Origin of the sequence: Streptomyces sp. NPDC093065 (genome assembly GCF_044754585.1) — a bacterium.
GTDB lineage: Bacteria > Actinomycetota > Actinomycetes > Streptomycetales > Streptomycetaceae > Streptomyces.
Genome location: NZ_JBIVPJ010000014.1, coordinates 57,204 through 74,650, shown reverse-complemented (window position 1 = coordinate 74,650; position 17,447 = coordinate 57,204). Strand labels below are relative to the sequence as shown.

The window sequence follows — 17,447 nt, the reverse complement described above, 5'->3', positions numbered from 1 at the left end:
GACGCCGCTCACAGCAGCTTGCGTGCGGCCCTTCTCAGGTCGTACTCGTGGACGATCGCCTTCGCGTGACCGTATGCGAGGTCGTGTTCGTGGCGGAGCCAGCTGACCTTCGGAGAAGACTTGGGACATCGGCGCCTCCGGGCGAAAGGGGATGTGAGCCGGTCCTTCGGGGCACCGTGCCTGAGCGTTCGCCCGTTGGCAACAGTCCCGGACGGCCGCGTACGCTCACGCCGTGGTTGATACGACGCCTTTGACCCGTGCCGTGGACGACTTCGCCGACCGGCTGCGGGCCGCCCCGCAGAGCAGGCTGCAGCGCGGCGCCGCCGCCGAGGCGCTGGAGCTGGCCAGGGAGTTGGCCCGGCGTGCCCAGCTGGTGGAGGAACCCGGGACCGAGCTGCGTGAGATGCCGGACGCGGGCATGTTCGCCGCCGCCGACCAGATCGCCGTCGCCGCACACGACTTGGCCCTCGTACTGGAGGACGAGGGCCAGGTGGAAGAGGCGGCGGCGCTGGTGGAGGAGGCCCGCAAGAGGGCCGGGGTGTGAGGCGGCCGGCCGGGTGCGGCGTGACTACAGGGACGCGATGACGCGGTCCGCCAGGATGTAGACGTTCTCCTCGCCGCACGCGAAGGTCAGCGTGTAGGCGCCGGAGATGCCGGAGCCGCCGAGGAGGTACGGCGTCTGGCCCGCGCCCAGCGCGGCGGCCAGGCGCTCCGCGGTCTCGCGGTGGCCCGGGGTCATGCACAGGGTGGTGCCGTCGGCGAAGACGTACACGTCGAGGGTGCCCAGCGGACCCGGGCGGACGTCGGCCAGCGCGACGCTCGACTCGGCCAGCTCCTCCAGGGTCGCCACGGTGCGGTCGTGGTCGTTGACGGCCGGGGACGGGTTCGGCACGAAGTCGGGGTGCGAGGGGTGCCGGCGGCGGGCGGCGGCCAGCTCGGCGGACTCCCTGGGGCCGGCGTGGCCCGCGTCCGGTGAGGACGGCTCGTCGGTGTCCGCGACCGGCTCGATCACGGGCTCCAGGCCCACGAGATCGGCCTGGCGGGGCAGGAACAGCTCACTGTCGGACAGGCCCAGCAGCAGGGGCGCGTCGGAGGCGTCCCGGGTCTCCTGGGCGGCCCAGAAGGCGCGCGCCTCGGCGAGTTCCCGCTCGCGCTCCTCGGCGAGCGCCTCGGCGACGGCGGCGCGTATCTCCTCGGCGTCGGCGGTGGTGCGGGCGGCGGGCACCCGGCCCCGCGCGGCGGTGGCCCGGCTCTCGGCCAGCTCGGCGCGCAGGGCGGTCACCTGGCGGCGCAGCACCAGGATGCTGCGCAGGACGGCGACGCCCACGGCGCCGGCGGCGGCCGTGGTGAGCAGCAGGGCGATCGGCATGGCGCTCACTGACGTACTCCCGGTTCAAAGTCGACCCCCGACTTCCTACATCAGCTTGAAGGGAGGACTAACCGTCTGTCAGTGCGTAACGTCACGAAACGGACAGGACTTTGGGCCCGGAAGATGGGGGTGGTGCTGGTCTGACCTGCGTAAATCAAGGGTACGGGAGAGGTAGGTCACATCCTGGGGGAGTTTGGGTCACAAAACGGCCCAGAACCCTGGGGCGAACAGGGTTCCGGGCCGCCTCGTCACACAGGGTCCGCGAGGTGCTACTGACGGTCCCTCAGCAGGCCTCGGCAGTGGCCTCGGCGGGTGTCAGCTCAGGCGCTCGATGACCATGGCCATGCCCTGGCCGCCGCCGACGCACATGGTCTCCAGGCCGAACTGCTTGTCGTGCGTCCGGAGGGAGTTGATCAGCGTGCCGGTGATGCGGGCGCCGGTCATGCCGAAGGGGTGGCCGACGGCGATGGCGCCGCCGTTGACGTTCAGCTTCTCCAGCGGGATGCCGAGGTCGCGGTAGGAGGGGATGACCTGTGCGGCGAACGCCTCGTTGATCTCGACCAGGTCGATGTCGCCGATGCCCAGCCCGGCGCGGGACAGGGCCTGCTTGCTGGCCTCGACCGGGCCGAGGCCCATGATCTCGGGGGAGAGGCCGGAGACGCCGGTGGAGACGATGCGGGCCAGCGGGGTCAGGCTCAGCTCGCGGGCCTTGGTGTCGCTCATGATCACGAGGGCGGCGGCGCCGTCGTTGAGCGGGCAGCAGTTGCCCGCGGTGACCAGTCCGTCGGGGCGGAAGACGGGCTTGAGGCCCTGCACGCCCTCCAGGGTGACGCCGGCGCGCGGGCCGTCGTCCTTGGACACGACCGTGCCGTCGGGCAGCGTGACCGGGGTGATCTCGCGCTCCCAGAAGCCGTTCTTGATGGCCTCCTCGGCGAGGTTCTGCGACCGGACGCCGAACTCGTCCATGTCCTGCCGGGTGATGCCCTTGGCGCGGGCGAGGTTCTCGGCGGTCTGGCCCATCGCGATGTACGGGTCGGGGACGAGGCCGTCCTCGCGCGGGTCGTGCCAGGTGGTGCCCTCCTGCTGGGCCACCTCGGCGGTGCGGGCCTCGGCCTCGGCGAACAGCGGGTTGTGGGTGTCCGGGAGGCTGTCGGAGTTGCCCTTGGCGAACCGGGAGACCATCTCGACACCGGCCGAGACGAAGACGTCGCCCTCGCCGGCCTTGATGGCGTGCAGGGCCATGCGGGAGGTCTGCAGGGACGAGGAGCAGTACCGGGTGACGGTGCAGCCCGGCAGGTGGTCCATGCCCATCTCGACGGCGACGATCCGGCCGAGGTTGTTGCCCTGCTCGCCGCCGGGCAGACCGCAGCCGAGCATCAGGTCGTCGATGTCCCGCGGGTCCAGCTCGGGGACCTTCGCGAGGGCCGCCTGGATGATCGTGGCGGCCAGGTCGTCGGGGCGCAGGTCCTTCAGGGAGCCCTTGAAGGCGCGGCCGATGGGGGAACGGGCGGCAGAGACGATCACGGCTTCGGGCATCACGGCTCCAGTGGCGAGGCGGTACGCGGGCAGGGCTGTTTGGGAAGTTACCCGGCCGTATGGCCCGGGTCACGGCTATGGCCGTGTGACATGGACCGCAACTGTCTAAGCGCTTGCTTTGGTCTCCGGCGGTGGGGCGGTGTTCCCGTTGCCGGGCGCTGTGGCGGGCGTACCTGGGGGCTGCGCCCCCAGCCCCCTTCGGCCTGGACGGCCTCGTCCTCAAACGCCGGACGGGCTGGAAGGTTCCGCCTCCGGCACCCTCCGCCTCCGTCGGCGCTTGAGCAGTGCCCAGGGCCCCCGCGACCCCGTGGGCATCGCGGCGGCGACCTCCGTGCCCGCCTCGGACGCCGCCTCCGCCGCCGCCCGGGCCACCGGCAGGAACCCCTCGCGCCGCAGCGCGTCCGGGTGCTCCTCCTCGGCCGGCCACAGGCCGAGCGCGGCGCACACCGACGGCAGCACCGCCATCGCGGCCGTGGCATACCCCTCCGCGGACGGGTGGTAGTTGTCCGGCCCGAACAGCTCCCGCGGATTCTCCGCGAACTCCGGGCCCAGCAGGTCGCCCAGGGACACCGTGCGCCCGCCCTGCCCGACGACGCCGATGGTCTGCGCCGCCGCCAGCTGCCGCGAGGCCCGCCGGGCCAGCCAGCGCAACGGCTGCCGCACCCGCTCGATCGTGCCCAGGTCCGGACAGGTGCCGACCACCACCTCCGCACCGGCCGTGCGCAGCCGCCGTACCGCCCCGGACAGGTGCCGTACCGAGCGGGTCGCCGGCATCCGGTGGGTGACGTCGTTGGCGCCGACCATGATCACGCAGATGTCGGGCACCCGGTCCGGATCCGCGAGCGCCAGCGTCACCTGCCGGTCCAGGTCGTCGGAGCACGCCCCCGGCAACGCGACCGACCCCAGCCGCACCGGCCGCTCCGCCACCGCCGCGAGCCCCGACGCCAGCAGCGCGCCCGGCGTCTGACCGGCCCGGTGGACGCCCTGCCCGGCGGCCGTGGAGTCGCCCAGCATCATCAGCCGCAGCGGCGGCTCGCCGGCCGTGGGCAGGGTGCCGCCGTACAGCCCCTGCGCGTTCGGCACCCGCGTCGGCGTGCCCACGCCCACCCGGCGCCTGGCCAGCTGCACCTCCGCCACCACCAGGCCGACCGCCGCCGCACCGGCCAGCCCGATGCCGCCGCCGCCGTACGCCGCGCCGGCCGCGATCCGCCGGGCCACCCTCGCCCTCGACATGCTCGTCATACGTAGCCGCCACCTCCCGAAACCCGTACACCCACTCCTTGCCCCGTACGGACGGTCGCCCAATCTCAACGCAGGGTGAACGACCGTCACGGGGCATGCCCGGGTGGACAGGCCATAGGCTGGCCGGACCGATATCGACCCCTCATTTGCGGCATCCGGAGACCACGGTGCAATTCCACGACTCGATGATCAGCCTCGTCGGCAACACCCCGCTGGTGCGGCTCAACAGCGTCACCAAGGGCATCAGGGCGACCGTCCTGGCCAAGGTGGAGTACTTCAACCCGGGCGGTTCGGTGAAGGACCGCATCGCCCTGCGCATGATCGAGGCCGCGGAGAAGAGCGGAGAGCTGCAGCCGGGCGGCACGATCGTCGAGCCGACCAGCGGCAACACGGGCGTGGGCCTCGCCATCGTGGCCCAGCAGAAGGGCTACAAGTGCATCTTCGTCTGCCCCGACAAGGTGTCCACCGACAAGATCAACGTGCTGCGTGCGTACGGCGCCGAGGTCGTCGTCTGCCCGACCGCGGTCGACCCCGAGCACCCCGACTCGTACTACAACGTCTCCGACCGGCTGGTCCGCGAGACGCCGGGCGCCTGGAAGCCGGACCAGTACTCCAACCCGAACAACCCCCTCTCCCACTACCACTCCACGGGCCCCGAGCTGTGGGAGCAGACCGAGGGGAGGATCACCCACTTCGTGGCCGGCGTCGGCACCGGCGGCACCATCTCCGGCACCGGCCGGTACCTGAAGGACGCCAGTGACGGCGCGGTGAAGGTGATCGGCGCCGACCCCGAGGGCTCCGTCTACTCCGGCGGATCCGGGCGCCCGTACCTGGTCGAGGGCGTCGGCGAGGACTTCTGGCCGACGGCGTACGACCGCGAGGTGGCGGACGGGATCGTCGCCGTCTCCGACAAGGACTCCTTCCAGATGACCCGCCGCCTCGCCAAGGAGGAGGGCCTGCTGGTGGGCGGCTCCTGCGGCATGGCGGTCGTCGCGGCCCTGGAGGTGGCCTCCCGGCTCGGCGAGGACGACGTGGTGGTCGTCCTGCTGCCGGACAGCGGACGCGGCTACCTCAGCAAGATCTTCAACGACGAGTGGATGGCCGACTACGGCTTCCTGGAGGACGCCGGTCCCAGCGCCCGCGTCGCCGAGGTCCTGAACCACAAGGAGGGCGGCCACATCCCCTCCCTCGTCCACATGCACCCGGACGAGACCGTCGGCGAGGCCATCGAGGTGCTGCGCGAGTACGGCGTCTCGCAGATGCCGATCGTCAAGCCCGGCGCCGGCCACCCGGACGTGATGGCCGCCGAGGTCGTCGGCTCGGTCGTGGAGCGCGAGCTGCTGGACGCGCTGTTCGCCAAGCGCGCCTCGCTGGAGGACCCGCTGGAGAAGCACATGTCCGCCCCGCTGCCCCAGGTCGGCTCGGGCGAGCCGGTCGCGGACCTGATGACGGTGCTCGGCGGCGCCGACGCGGCGATCGTCCTCGTCGAGGGCAAGCCGACCGGCGTGGTGAGCCGGCAGGACCTGCTGTCCTTCCTCGCCAAGGGCAAGTAGGACCGGCGGGACCGGTGCCCGGCCCGGTGGTCTTCGCGGTCTTCGCGGAAGTGGTACGCGCACGTCACGTGCCCGCAGCAGTCGCTTAACACGGAAGCGGCAGAGTACGGGGTGTCGGCAGGGAAGGGAGCGGCTCCCCGGCCCCGCCGGCGCCGAACGGCGTCACGGACCTTCCGGAGCGGCTCCCGGACCTCCAAGGACGCCACGGACGCGCCGCTCCGGCCGTGAGGCCCGGCACCGCGCGCGTCCCCCGCGGGGACCGCCGTCGTCCCGCCCCCCAGTGATGGGGGTGCGGCGGTCCCCGCGCAGTCCTCTCCTGCCGGGCCTCACTCCTCCCAGGCGTCGCCCTTGCCCCCGTGGCGGCGGCGTCCGAACAGGTCGGGGTTGGTGCGGGCGACCTGGACGACGTTGACCCCGACGATGCCGACCCAGGCGACCAGCATTCCGGGCAGGTTCGCCACACCGCCGCCGATCGCGGACAGCGGGATCGCCAGCACCAGCGAGACGATGCCGAAACCGAACCGCTCGCCGAAGGAGTCCGTGGGCCTCGGCGACCGGCTCTCCCGGGCCGCCGTCATCTGCTGCTCGGCCAGCTGCCGGCGCACCCGGCGCTCCACCGCCCCGTCGATGCGCTGGTCGACCTTCTCCAGGAACGAGTCGACCAGCGCGGACTCGTACTCCTCGCCGAGCTCCCTGCGGGTGCGCAGGGTGGCGTCGAGGTCCTTCTTGAGGTCGGCGTCGCGTGCGTCCATTCCCGTCATGGGGCCCACGGTAGACAGCCCCGGCCGCTTCGGCACTGGGGACAACCCCCGAGTTCCACGGGGGACGGCCCGTACGGGTCGGCGGGAGCCCCCGACCCCGCTGTATAACGGTATGCAGAACCCGGGGCATCTGAATAGGTCGAGGGGGCCACATATGAACGGGACGGGCGGCACCGGCGAAGCGGGCCGGGCCGGCGGGTCCGACAGCCCGGCCGCGCGGCTGCAGGCGTTGTTCGAGGGACACCGGCTGACACCGACCCAGCGGCGCATCGCGCACAGCATGGTGCGCCGCGCCCCGGACGTGCCCTTCCTCTCGAGCGTGGAGCTGGCCGAGCTGGCGGGGGTCAGCCAGCCGTCCGTGACCCGCTTCGCCGTCGCCCTCGGCTTCGACGGCTACCCGGCGCTGCGCCGCCACCTGCGCGAGGTCGCCCCCGCGGAACCTGTCGCGGACACCGGCGCCGTCAACGAGTACCAGCAGGCCGTGGCGGCCGAGATCGAGAACCTCCGGCACCTCGCGGAGGTGCTGGCCGACCCGGGGCCGGTGCGGGAGGCGGGACGGCTGCTCGCCGGAAGCCGGCCGCTGCCGGTGCTCGGACTGCGGGCCGCCGCCGCCCAGGCGCACGGCTTCGCCTACTTCGCCGCCAAGGTCCACCCGGACGTCCGGCTCCTCGGCGAGGGCGGCACCATGCTCCACGACCGCATCGACGCCGCGGTCCGGGCCGGGGCCGGGACCCTGCTCTGCTTCGCCCTGCCCCGGCACCCGCGCGAGGTCGTCGAGGCGCTCGCCCACGCCAAGGAGGCGGGGCTCACGGTGGTGACCGTCGCCGACTCCGCCTTCGCGCCGGTCGCCAAGGTGTCCGACCTGCTGCTGCCCGCCGCCGTCGGAACCGGCCTCGCCTTCGACACCGCCTGCGCGCCGATGCTGCTCGGCCGGGTACTCCTTGAGGCGATGTGCGACGACCTGCCGGACGCGCAGGCCCGGCTGGAGGAGTTCGACGCCAAGGCCGCGGCGCGCGGGCTCTTCGTGGACTGACCTCGCGCGGAGCGACCCGTACGGCGGACGGGTTCTCAGATTCGTCTCAGCTTGCCCCGTTACAGTGCGGTCCCTGACACACCCTTCAGACGCAACGCACAGGACGCGTCGCACGGGCTGGAACGGAACGGGAGGCAGGACGTGGCGCGCGGAGGACAGGTGGGGCTGGCTCGGGTCGCCGTGGTCGTACGGGCCGGCGCCGCACCACTGTGGTGGCTGGGCGTTTTCGCGGCGGGCATCGGCGTGCTGGTGCCGGGACTCACCGGTCGCCGGATCGGGGTGCTGGCCGGTGCCGCGCTCTTCATCGTCGCCACGGCCGCCGTGGCGTGGGTACGCCGACGGCGCTACACCGCCCTGGCCGGATCGGCCGCCCGCGCCGGCAAGCACGACGTGCTCCAGGACCGCGGGGTCACCGTACGCAACTGGCGCCGGGGACACCGCTGGTGGCTGGCCCTCGCCTTCCTCGCCGCCCTCGGCAGCGCCTTCGCCGTCCCCGCCGCGGGCGGGCTGCTGCTGGCCGGCTGCGGGGCCGGGCTGTGGCTCAAGTCCGGCTGGATCGGCCGCCTCGAACACGCCCGCGACACCCTGCTGTGGGTCCGCGTGGACTGGCTCGCGAGCAACGCCGGACGCCCGGCGGGCAAGGCCGTCAAGGGCTACCGCGGCACGGGCATCGCGGCGGGCGACGCGGCACCGGGCGGCGCGAGGCGGAAGACGGCGGCGGCGGTCTGACGGGCGGCGTCCGGCGGGGGCGTGGGGCGGAGGCGCGCGGTGCCCCGCCCCACGAGAGGCACGGGGCCGTGGCCTCGTGCGGCTCCGCCGTGCCGGCGTGATCAGCGACGACGCACGCGCGGCCTACGAACGGCCCGCACCCCCGCGGCGCAACGCGACGGTCAGCGCGTCGACGTGCTCCCCTCCCGCCTCGGCCACGATCTCCTCCACCGTCTGTGCCCTGCGCACCGGGGCGAAGGCGACGTCCTCGTCCTCGTCCCCGGCGAACCCGAACACCGCGGGCCGCGTCAGCGAGTTGTACGCGTAGTGGTGCGCGAAGTAGTACGCCCCCGTGTCCAGCGCCGCCGCGTAGTCCCCCTGTTCGAGCAGCGGCATCGCGCGGCCCACGGCCAGCAGGTCGCCCGCGAAGCACGCCGGGCCCGCCACGTCCTGCACCACGTCGGGCCCCGCCTTGGGCAGGCCCTTGGCGTCGTACGCGGCGATCCGCAGCGGCCACGCCCCCGGCGCGTACACCGTCCGCGTCGCGACCTGCACGCCCGCGTGCGTCACCGCGACCGGCCGGCCCCCGGCGCTCTTGGCGTACTCCACGCGCGCCACGACCGTGCCGTGCTTGGCCAGCAGCGACCGCCCGAACTCGGTGACCAGCCCGTACCTCCCGTCGAACAGTCCGGGCACCGTCTCGCTCAGCACGCGCGCGTACTCGGCGTACGTCGGTGTCGTCTCCTCCGACGCGAAGTTCACCGGGAGACCGCCGCCGATGTCGAGCGTGTCGACCTGTCTGCGGCCCGCCCGCCCGTTGATCTCCTCGGCGAGCGCGTACGTCTCCCGCACGCCCTCTGCCATCAGGGCCAGCGGGATGCCCTGGGAGCCGGAGTGCGCGTGCAGCCGGGTCAGCCACGGCCGGTCCAGATACGCCCGCACCACCCACTCGCGCGCCCCCTCGTCGCGCAGGGCCACCCCGAACTTCGAGGTCGCCGTCGCGGTCGACAGCGCCTCGATGGAGCCCCCGCCGACCTGCGGATTGACCCGGATACCGAGGGGGGAGGCGCTGGTCCCCCGGGCCACCAGGCCGTCGAGGCGCTCCAGCTCCTGCGGGTTGTCCGCGTTGAGGGCGATGCCCAGTGACAGCGCCTCGCGCAGCTCGTCCGGTGTCTTGGCGGGCGAGTCCAGCACCGTCCGCTCCGCCGGCACCCCCGCCGCACGCGCCAGGGCCAGCTCGCCCGGGCTGGCGACCTCGGCTCCGATGCCCGCTTCGTGCAGCAGCCGCAGGACCGGGACCAGCGGGGACGCCTTCACCGCGAAGGCGTGCAGCACGGGTGTGCCCGGCGCCGTCACCGCCTCGAACGCCGACCGCAGGGCCGCGGCCGACTCGCGTATCCCGGTGACGTCCAGCAGTCCGACGATCGGTGTGCCGGGCCCCAGCAGTCCCTGCTCCACCGCCGCCCGCACCGCCCGGTCCCGCCGCACCGCCCGCTCCGTGCCGGTGTCGCCGCTCATGCCCCTGCCCTCGCTCACGCCGTCCTCCATACCGTCGCTGCCTGCCCCGACACGTCCCTCCCCACCCTCGCACGCGCGCCGCGCGGGGGCACGACCCTGTTGACTAGTTCTATTCACGAGGCGAGGATGTGAATATCCGTAGCAACATCCGCCGGGAGCAAGCCACCAGGAGGCAGACCATGTCCGGACCTCGTCCTGTCCGAGCGCCACGCGGTACCGAGCCGAGCGCCCTGGGCTGGCAGCAGGAGGCCGCCCTGCGGATGCTGCAGAACAACCTCGACCCCGAGGTCGCCGAGCACCCCGACAAGCTCGTCGTCTACGGCGGCACCGGCAAGGCCGCCCGCGACTGGCGCTCCTTCGACGCCATGGTCCGTACCCTGCGCACCCTCAAGCAGGACGAGACGATGCTCGTCCAGTCCGGCCGCCCGGTCGGCGTCATGCAGACCCACGAGTGGGCCCCGCGCGTCCTCATCGCCAACTCCAACCTGGTCGGCGACTGGGCCAACTGGGAGGAGTTCCGCCGCCTGGAAGCCCTCGGCCTGACCATGTACGGGCAGATGACGGCCGGCTCCTGGATCTACATCGGCACCCAGGGCATCCTCCAGGGCACCTACGAGACCTTCGCCGCCGTGGCCGCCAAGAAGTTCGGCGGCACGCTGGCCGGGACCATCACCCTCACCGCCGGCCTCGGCGGCATGGGCGGCGCCCAGCCCCTCGCGGTCACCATGAACGACGGCGTCGTCATCTGCGTCGACTGCGACCCGCGCGCCATCGACCGACGCATCGAGCACCGTTACCTCGACGTGAAGGCCGACTCCCTCGACCACGCCCTCCAGCTGGCCACCGAGGCCCGCGACCGGCGCAAGCCGCTGTCCATCGGCGTCCTCGGCAACGCCGCCGAGCTGGTCCCGCAGCTCCTCGCCATGGGCGCCCCGATCGACATCGTCACCGACCAGACCTCGGCCCACGACCCGCTGGCCTACCTGCCCACCGGCATCGCCTTCGAGGACATGGCCGACGCGGCCGCCAAGGACCCGGCCGGCTTCACCACCCGGGCCCGCGAGTCCATGGCCCGGCACGTCGAGGCCATGGTCGGCTTCCAGGACGCCGGCGCCGAGGTCTTCGACTACGGCAACTCCATCCGCGGCGAGGCCCAGCTTGCCGGATACGACCGGGCGTTCGCCTTCCCCGGCTTCGTACCGGCGTACATCCGCCCGCTGTTCTGCGAGGGCAAGGGCCCCTTCCGCTGGGCCGCCCTGTCCGGCGAGGCCTCCGACATCGCCAAGACCGACAAGGCGATCCTCGACCTCTTCCCGGAGAACGAGTCCCTGGCCCGCTGGATCAAGATGGCGGGGGAGCGGGTCCACTTCCAGGGCCTGCCCGCCCGCATCTGCTGGCTCGGCTACGGCGAGCGCGACAAGGCCGGCGAGCGGTTCAACGACATGGTCGCGAGCGGCGAGCTGGCCGCCCCGGTCGTCATCGGCCGCGACCACCTCGACTGCGGCTCCGTCGCCTCCCCGTACCGCGAGACCGAGGCCATGCTCGACGGCTCCGACGCCATCGCCGACTGGCCGCTGCTCAACGCCATGGTCAACGTGGCCTCCGGCGCCTCCTGGGTCTCCCTCCACCACGGCGGCGGCGTCGGCATGGGCCGCTCCATCCACGCCGGACAGGTCACCGTCGCCGACGGCACCCCGCTCGCCGGGGAGAAGATCCGCCGGGTGCTCACCAACGACCCCGGCATGGGCGTCATCCGGCACGTCGACGCCGGGTACGACATCGCCGAGTCGGTGGCGGCCGAGCGCGACGTGCGGGTGCCGATGCGCGAAGGCCGCGAGGGCGGAGAGGCGCACGGCGGCGGTGCGACGCGCGAGGGTGACGGCGCGTGAGCTTCCACAGCATGTGGGCGGAGCTGCTGCCGGTCGGCCGCAGCTCCGCCTCCGGCGGCTACCGCCGCTACGCCTGGACCGGCGCCGACGCCGACTGCCGGACCTGGTTCCAGGAGCAGGCCGAGGCACGCGGGCTCACCCACGAGACCGACCGCAACGGCAACCAGTGGGCCTGGCTCGGCGACCCGGCCGCCGGGAACGCCGTCGTCACCGGCTCCCACCTGGACTCCGTGCCCGACGGCGGCGCCTTCGACGGCCCCCTCGGCGTGGTCTCCGCCTTCGCCGCCCTGGACGAACTGCGCGGCAGGGGAGCGCGGTTCACCAGGCCGCTCGGCATCGTCAACTTCGGCGACGAGGAGGGCGCCCGCTTCGGCCTCGCCTGCGTCGGCTCCCGGCTCACCGCCGGTGCGCTCACCGTGGAGCAGGCCCACCGCCTCACCGACGGCGACGGCATCACCCTCCCGCAGGCCATGGAAGCCGCGGGACACGACCCGGGCACCCTCGGCCCCGATCCCGAACGGCTCGCCCGCATCGGCGCCTTCGTCGAACTCCACGTCGAGCAGGGCCGCGCCCTCGACCTGACCGGCGACCGCATCGGCATCGCCTCCGCCATCTGGCCGCACGGACGCTGGCGGTTCGACTTCCGGGGCGAGGCCAACCATGCCGGCACCACCCGCCTCGCCGACCGGCACGACCCGATGCTGTCCTACGCCGAGACCGTCCTCGCCGCCCGCCGCGAGGCCGAACTCGCCGGTGCCGTCGCCACCTTCGGCAAGATCGGAGCGGAGCCCAACGGCGTCAACGCCATCCCCTCCCTGGTGCGCGGCTGGCTCGACTCCCGCGCCGCCGACCAGGCGAGCCTGGACACCGTGGTCACCGGCATCGAGAAGGCCGCCCGCGAGTACGCCGCCGCCCACGGCGTGGACCTCGACGTCGTGCGCGAGTCCTTCACGCCCGTCGTCGAGTTCGACCACGCCCTGCGCGACGAGCTCGGGCGCATCCTGGGCACGGAGACGGAACTGAGGGTCCCCGTCCTCGGGACCGGCGCCGGACACGACGCCGGAATCCTCTCCGACCGCATCCCGACCGCCATGCTGTTCGTGCGCAACCCCACCGGCGTCTCGCACTCCCCGGCCGAGTACGCCGCCGAGGACGACTGCGTGGCCGGGGTGAGCGCACTCGCCGACGTACTGGAAGGGCTGGCCTGCACGTGACCTCCTCCGAGCGGACCCGGACGTACTGGCTGGAGCACGCGTGGCTCGGCACCCACGTCGAGCCGGACGTCGCCGTGGACGTGGTGGACGGCCGCATCACCGCCGTCCACCAGGGCGTCGCCACCCCGCCGCCCGGCGCCGAGACCCTGCGCGGACTGACCCTGCCGGGACTGGCGAACGCCCACTCGCACGCCTTCCACCGCGCCCTGCGCGGCACCGTCCAGGTCGGCTCCGGCACCTTCTGGACCTGGCGCGAGGTGATGTACTCCGTCGCCGACCGGCTGACCCCGGACACCTACCACGCCCTCGCCCGCGCCGTGTACGCCGAGATGGCACTGGCCGGCATCACCGCCGTCGGCGAGTTCCACTACGTCCACCACGCGCCCGGCGGCACCCCCTACGCCGACCCCAACGCGATGGGCGAGGCGCTGATCGAGGCCGCCGCCGAAGCCGGTGTGCGCATCACCCTCCTCGACGCCTGCTACCTGTCCTCCGGCTTCGGGGAACCCCCGAACACCCACCAGCTCCGGTTCTCCGACGGCACGGCTCAGGCCTGGGCCGAACGCTGTTCAGTTCTCAAGGAACGGGATCACGCACGGATCGGGGCCGCGATCCACTCCGTACGGGCCGTGCCCGCGGACCAGTTGGCGACCGTGGCGCAGTGGGCCGAGGCGCGGCGGGCCCCGCTGCACGTGCACCTGTCCGAGCAGACCGCCGAGAACGACGCCTGCCTGCAGGCCCACGGCCGCACACCCACCCGGCTCCTCGCCGACCACGGGGTGCTGGGCGCCCGCACCACCGGTGTGCACAACACCCACCTCACCGACGAGGACGTCGCGTTGCTCGGCGGCAGCCGCACCGGCACCTGCATGTGCCCCACCACGGAACGGGACCTGGCCGACGGCATCGGTCCCGCCGCCGCGCTCCAGCGGGCCGGCTCCCCGCTCTCCCTCGGCTCGGACAGCCACGCCGTCGTCGACCTGCTGGAAGAGGCGCGCGCGATGGAGCTGAACGAGCGCCTGCGCACCCGCACCCGCGGCCACTGGACCGCCGCCGCCCTGCTGCGCGCAGCGACCGCCGACGGCCACGCCGCCCTCGGCTGGGACGACACCGGCCGGATCGAGGCCGGAGCCCGCGCCGACCTCGCGACCATCGCGCTGGACTCGGTCAGAACAGCGGGACCACTGCCCAGGCTCGGCGCCGAGACGGCCGTATTCGCCGCGACCGCGGCGGACGTACGGCACACGGTCGTGGGCGGGCGGCACGTCGTACGCGACGGGGCGCACGCCCTCGTGCCGGACGCTCCGCAGGCCCTCGCGCGGGCCGTCGAAGCCCTGCGCGCCTGACCACCGGCCCCCGCCCGCGGACCGGCCCACGCCCCAGCCCCCACGAGGACATCAGGGACCCCATGAGCAGCAGCACCGTCATCACCAACATCGCCGCACTCGTCACCAACGACCCCTCCCTCGGCGACCACTCCCCGCTCGGTCTGGTCCGGGACGCGGCCGTCGTCATCGAGGGCGACCGCGTCGCGTGGACCGGTGAATCAAGCAAAGCACCCGCCACTGACAATCGGGTCGACGCCGCCGGGCGGGCGGTCCTCCCGGGCTTCGTGGACTCCCACTCCCACCTCCTCTTCGCGGGCGACCGCACCGAGGAGTTCAACGCCCGCATGTCCGGCCGCCCCTACAGCGCGGGCGGCATCCGCACCACCGTCGCCGCCACCCGCGCCGCGAGCGACGCGGAACTGGAGGCCGGTCTCACCCGCTACCTCGCCGAGGCGCTCCGGCAGGGCACCACCACCTTCGAGACCAAGTCCGGCTACGGCCTGACCACCGCCGACGAGTCCCGTGCCCTGCGCGTCGCCGCCCGCCACACCGACGAGGTCACCTTCCTCGGCGCCCACATCGTCGCCCCCGAACTCGCCGAGGACCCCGCCGCCTACGTCGGCCTCGTCACCGGCGAGATGCTCGACGCCTGCGCCCCGCACGCCCGCTGGATCGACGTGTTCTGCGAGAAGGGCGCCTTCGACGGCGACCAGGCCCGCGCGATCCTCACCGCGGGCAGGGCCAAGGGCCTGCACCCCCGCATCCACGCCAACCAGCTCTCCTACGGCCCCGGCGTCCAGCTCGCCGTCGAACTCGACGCCGCCAGCGCCGACCACTGCACCCACCTCACCGACGCCGACGTGGACGCCCTCGCGGGCAGCCGTACGGTCGCGACCCTGCTGCCCGGCGCCGAGTTCTCCACCCGCGCCCAGTGGCCCGACGCCCGGCGGCTGATCGACGCGGGCGCCACGGTGGCCCTGTCCACCGACTGCAACCCGGGCTCGTCCTTCACGTCCTCCGTGCCCTTCTGCATCGCCCTGGCGGTGCGGGACATGGGGATGACGCCGGACGAGGCGGTCTGGTCGGCCACCGCGGGCGGCGCCGCCGCCCTGCGCCGCGATGACGTCGGCCGGCTCGTCCCGGGCGCGTACGCCGACCTGACGCTCCTGGACGCCCCGAGCCACGTCCACCTGGCCTACCGGCCGGGCGTCCCCCTGGTCGCGGGGGTGTGGCGGCGGGGCGTGCGTAAAGTGTGAGCAGCGCGTGAACCGGGGGAGGGCGGGGGACCGATGGCCAAGTACTGGTGGACGCCGTTCCTGGTGAACGTGCTGCTCGGGATTCCGGGCGTCGTGCCGTTCTGGCTCGTGTGGTACCTGATGGTCAACTGGCCGCTGGCGGAGCTGGGCTGGACCGTGCGCGAGCCGACCGAGAACGACGGCATGGCGCTCTGGCTCGTGATCGTCGTCCCCGTGGTGGCGCTCTTCGCGATGGTCTGGTGGCTGGTCAACGCGCCGTTGCGGCGCCGGACCTCCCTCGCGCCGCGCACGTTCTGGCTGCTGAGCGGGCTGGCTCCGCTGCTGCCGATGACGGCGCTGATCGTCAACTCGCCGTGAGGTGGGTGCGGCAACCCGAAGGGGGGCGGCCCGGCTTCGGACCACCCCCCTGGAGGGCAAGCGTCACCCGGTCGGGGCGGAGGACTACTCCTCGACCGTGAGCCCCTTGCGCAGCCGTACGAGCGTCCGCGACAGCAGCCGCGAGACGTGCATCTGCGAGATGCCCAGTTCCTCGCCGATCTCCGACTGGGTCATGCCCGCGACGAATCGGAGGGAGAGGATCTTCCGGTCACGGGAGGGCAGCTCGGCGATCAGCGGCTTCAGCGACTCGACGTACTCGATGCCCTCGAGCCCGTGGTCCTCGTAGCCGATGCGGTCGGCGAGCGCGCCCTCCGCGTCGTCCTCCTCCGGCTGGGCGTCCAGCGAGGAGGCGGTGTAGGCGTTGGAGGCCGCCATGCCCTCGACGACCTCGTCCTTGGACAGGCCGAGGTGCTCGGCCAGCTCGGTCACCGTGGGCGCGCGGTCGAGGCGCTGGGCCAGCTCGTCGCCGGCCTTCGCCAGGTCGAGCCGCAGCTCCTGGAGGCGGCGCGGGACGCGCACGGACCACGAGGTGTCGCGGAAGAAGCGCTTGATCTCGCCGATGATGGTCGGCATCGCGAACGTGGGGAACTCCACACCGCGCGACACCTCGAAGCGGTCGATCGCCTTGATCAGGCCGATGGTGCCGACCTGGATGATGTCCTCCATCGGCTCGCTGCGCGAGCGGAAGCGGGAGGCGGCGAACTTGACCAGCGCGAGGTTCAGCTCGACGAGCGTGTTGCGTACGTACGCGTACTCGTGGGTGCCTTCCTCCAGCGACTCCAGCCGCTCGAAGAGGGTCTTGGACAGGGCCCTGGCGTCCGCCGGAGCGACCTCGTCGTACGCGGGGATGTCCGGAAGCCCGGCGAGTGCGTCGTCGTGGTCGACGACCGCTTCGTGGTGCTCGATGGGATCCAGATGTTCCGGAGGGAGTGTCGACGTCGCTTGGTGGGTACGCGATCCGTCGAGCCGGGGTGACATGATGTCCTCCATCGTTCTCGGCATACGGCTGCCGAAGCCAAATACGTGCACTGCGGTGTGCGGCGCCTCCAAAGCCGGCCGTGTCGGTTTACGTGTCCTACTAGCGATACCGGGTTTACCGAGCTGACCGCAAGTGTGTTCTGTGCGGGTATGTCCGTTTCTGTGCGGTTGTTCGGGTGTCGGAGTGCGGTGGGAAGGCGTAGTGTTCGAGGGCGTCAGCAAGCAGTCACGACCTCGGGAGAGAGAAACGGCATGGACCGCGGGACGGTCGGCAGTGCCCAGTCGGGCCGGCTTCTGGTCGAGGTACGGGAAGAGGGCCCCAGTGCCGTCGTGACCCCGGCGGGTGAGCTGGATCACCACACCGCCGATCTGTTGCGCGAGCCGCTGGAGGAGTGCCTCGCCAAGGGATTCAACCGGCTCGTCGTGGACTGCTCACGGCTGGAGTTCTGCGACTCCACGGGGCTCAACGTCCTGCTCGGCGCGCGGTTGAAGGCCGAGGCGGCAGGGGGCGGAGTGCATCTGGTGGCCATGCAGCCGGTGGTGGCCCGCGTGTTCGAGATCACGGGGGCAGAAGCGGTCTTCACCCTCCACGACACGCTCGCGGACGCGCTGTCCGGCGAGTCCGGCTGAGCCGGACCTTGTCCGGCCGGGGGAAGGCGCGTGTGCTTCACGGGGCGGGCGTTT

At 72.9% G+C, this 17,447-nt stretch carries 16 protein-coding genes and 1 pseudogene; 10 read left to right on the top strand and 7 right to left on the bottom strand.

The window, feature by feature from the left end; translation table 11 throughout:
* Nucleotides 1-8 precede the first annotated feature (8 nt).
* A pseudogene (locus ACIQFU_RS23785) lies at nucleotides 9-110 on the bottom strand (DUF4287 domain-containing protein); the annotation flags it as partial.
* 122 nt (nucleotides 111-232) lie between these two features.
* Here ACIQFU_RS23785 and ACIQFU_RS23780 point away from each other — a divergent pair.
* Nucleotides 233-544 (top strand): hypothetical protein, encoded by a 312-nt coding sequence (locus ACIQFU_RS23780; protein WP_402554171.1) that lies wholly within the window; start codon nucleotides 233-235, stop codon nucleotides 542-544.
* 24 nt (nucleotides 545-568) lie between these two features.
* On the opposite strand, the gene ACIQFU_RS23775 is transcribed toward ACIQFU_RS23780, so the two are convergent.
* From ACIQFU_RS23775 to ACIQFU_RS23765, 3 genes are all read right to left on the bottom strand, one after another.
* On the bottom strand, nucleotides 569-1,378 hold the full coding sequence (locus ACIQFU_RS23775; RefSeq protein ID WP_402554170.1) for a hypothetical protein: 810 nt from the start codon (nucleotides 1,376-1,378) through the stop codon (nucleotides 569-571).
* A gap of 306 nt (nucleotides 1,379-1,684) precedes the next feature.
* Complete coding sequence (locus ACIQFU_RS23770; RefSeq protein WP_402554169.1) at nucleotides 1,685-2,905, bottom strand: acetyl-CoA C-acetyltransferase; 1,221 nt, start codon at nucleotides 2,903-2,905, stop codon at nucleotides 1,685-1,687.
* 219 nt (nucleotides 2,906-3,124) lie between these two features.
* Nucleotides 3,125-4,147, bottom strand: a complete 1,023-nt coding sequence (locus ACIQFU_RS23765; RefSeq protein ID WP_402554168.1) for an SGNH/GDSL hydrolase family protein — start codon at nucleotides 4,145-4,147, stop codon at nucleotides 3,125-3,127.
* Nucleotides 4,148-4,314: 167 nt separating this feature from the next.
* Between ACIQFU_RS23765 and ACIQFU_RS23760 the strand changes: the two genes are divergently transcribed.
* Complete coding sequence (locus ACIQFU_RS23760; protein ID WP_402554167.1) at nucleotides 4,315-5,700, top strand: cystathionine beta-synthase; 1,386 nt, start codon at nucleotides 4,315-4,317, stop codon at nucleotides 5,698-5,700.
* 326 nt (nucleotides 5,701-6,026) lie between these two features.
* Here the strand turns inward: ACIQFU_RS23760 and ACIQFU_RS23755 are convergent, their stop codons facing one another.
* Nucleotides 6,027-6,452 carry a hypothetical protein gene (locus ACIQFU_RS23755; RefSeq protein WP_402554287.1) on the bottom strand — a complete coding sequence of 142 codons (426 nt, stop codon included), beginning with the start codon at nucleotides 6,450-6,452 and terminating at the stop codon, nucleotides 6,027-6,029.
* 163 nt (nucleotides 6,453-6,615) lie between these two features.
* On the opposite strand from ACIQFU_RS23755, the gene ACIQFU_RS23750 reads away from it, so the two are divergent.
* Together ACIQFU_RS23750 and ACIQFU_RS23745 are read left to right on the top strand one after the other, a co-directional pair.
* Nucleotides 6,616-7,494, top strand: coding sequence for a MurR/RpiR family transcriptional regulator (locus ACIQFU_RS23750; RefSeq protein ID WP_402554166.1), 879 nt, complete (start codon nucleotides 6,616-6,618; stop codon nucleotides 7,492-7,494).
* A 141-nt stretch (nucleotides 7,495-7,635) separates the two neighbouring features.
* Nucleotides 7,636-8,223, top strand: coding sequence for a hypothetical protein (locus tag ACIQFU_RS23745; protein WP_402554165.1), 588 nt, complete (start codon nucleotides 7,636-7,638; stop codon nucleotides 8,221-8,223).
* A gap of 123 nt (nucleotides 8,224-8,346) precedes the next feature.
* On the opposite strand, the gene ACIQFU_RS23740 is transcribed toward ACIQFU_RS23745, so the two are convergent.
* Nucleotides 8,347-9,750: a diaminopimelate decarboxylase gene (locus tag ACIQFU_RS23740; RefSeq protein ID WP_402554164.1), complete on the bottom strand. Its 1,404-nt coding sequence runs from the start codon at nucleotides 9,748-9,750 to the stop codon at nucleotides 8,347-8,349.
* A 149-nt stretch (nucleotides 9,751-9,899) separates the two neighbouring features.
* Between ACIQFU_RS23740 and hutU the strand changes: the two genes are divergently transcribed.
* The 5 genes from hutU to ACIQFU_RS23715 all read left to right on the top strand — a co-directional run bounded on the left by hutU (nucleotide 9,900) and on the right by ACIQFU_RS23715 (nucleotide 15,764).
* Complete coding sequence (gene hutU, locus ACIQFU_RS23735; protein WP_402554163.1) at nucleotides 9,900-11,609, top strand: urocanate hydratase; 1,710 nt, start codon at nucleotides 9,900-9,902, stop codon at nucleotides 11,607-11,609.
* Complete coding sequence (locus tag ACIQFU_RS23730; RefSeq protein WP_402554162.1) at nucleotides 11,606-12,823, top strand: allantoate amidohydrolase; 1,218 nt, start codon at nucleotides 11,606-11,608, stop codon at nucleotides 12,821-12,823. The genes hutU and ACIQFU_RS23730 overlap by 4 nt, the downstream gene beginning before the upstream one ends.
* On the top strand, nucleotides 12,820-14,169 hold the full coding sequence (locus ACIQFU_RS23725) for a formimidoylglutamate deiminase (RefSeq protein WP_402554161.1): 1,350 nt from the start codon (nucleotides 12,820-12,822) through the stop codon (nucleotides 14,167-14,169). Before ACIQFU_RS23730 ends, ACIQFU_RS23725 begins: the two co-directional genes overlap by 4 nt.
* Nucleotides 14,170-14,231: 62 nt before the next feature.
* Complete coding sequence (hutI, locus tag ACIQFU_RS23720; protein WP_402554160.1) at nucleotides 14,232-15,407, top strand: imidazolonepropionase; 1,176 nt, start codon at nucleotides 14,232-14,234, stop codon at nucleotides 15,405-15,407.
* 33 nt (nucleotides 15,408-15,440) lie between these two features.
* Complete coding sequence (locus tag ACIQFU_RS23715) at nucleotides 15,441-15,764, top strand: hypothetical protein (RefSeq protein ID WP_402554159.1); 324 nt, start codon at nucleotides 15,441-15,443, stop codon at nucleotides 15,762-15,764.
* Between the two features lie 84 nt (nucleotides 15,765-15,848).
* Here ACIQFU_RS23715 and ACIQFU_RS23710 read toward each other — a convergent pair whose 3' ends face one another.
* Nucleotides 15,849-16,775 carry an RNA polymerase sigma factor SigF gene (locus ACIQFU_RS23710; RefSeq protein ID WP_402554158.1) on the bottom strand — a complete coding sequence of 309 codons (927 nt, stop codon included), beginning with the start codon at nucleotides 16,773-16,775 and terminating at the stop codon, nucleotides 15,849-15,851.
* A gap of 240 nt (nucleotides 16,776-17,015) precedes the next feature.
* Between ACIQFU_RS23710 and ACIQFU_RS23705 the strand changes: the two genes are divergently transcribed.
* Nucleotides 17,016-17,393 (top strand): STAS domain-containing protein, encoded by a 378-nt coding sequence (locus ACIQFU_RS23705; protein ID WP_402554157.1) that lies wholly within the window; start codon nucleotides 17,016-17,018, stop codon nucleotides 17,391-17,393.
* Nucleotides 17,394-17,447 lie beyond the last annotated feature (54 nt).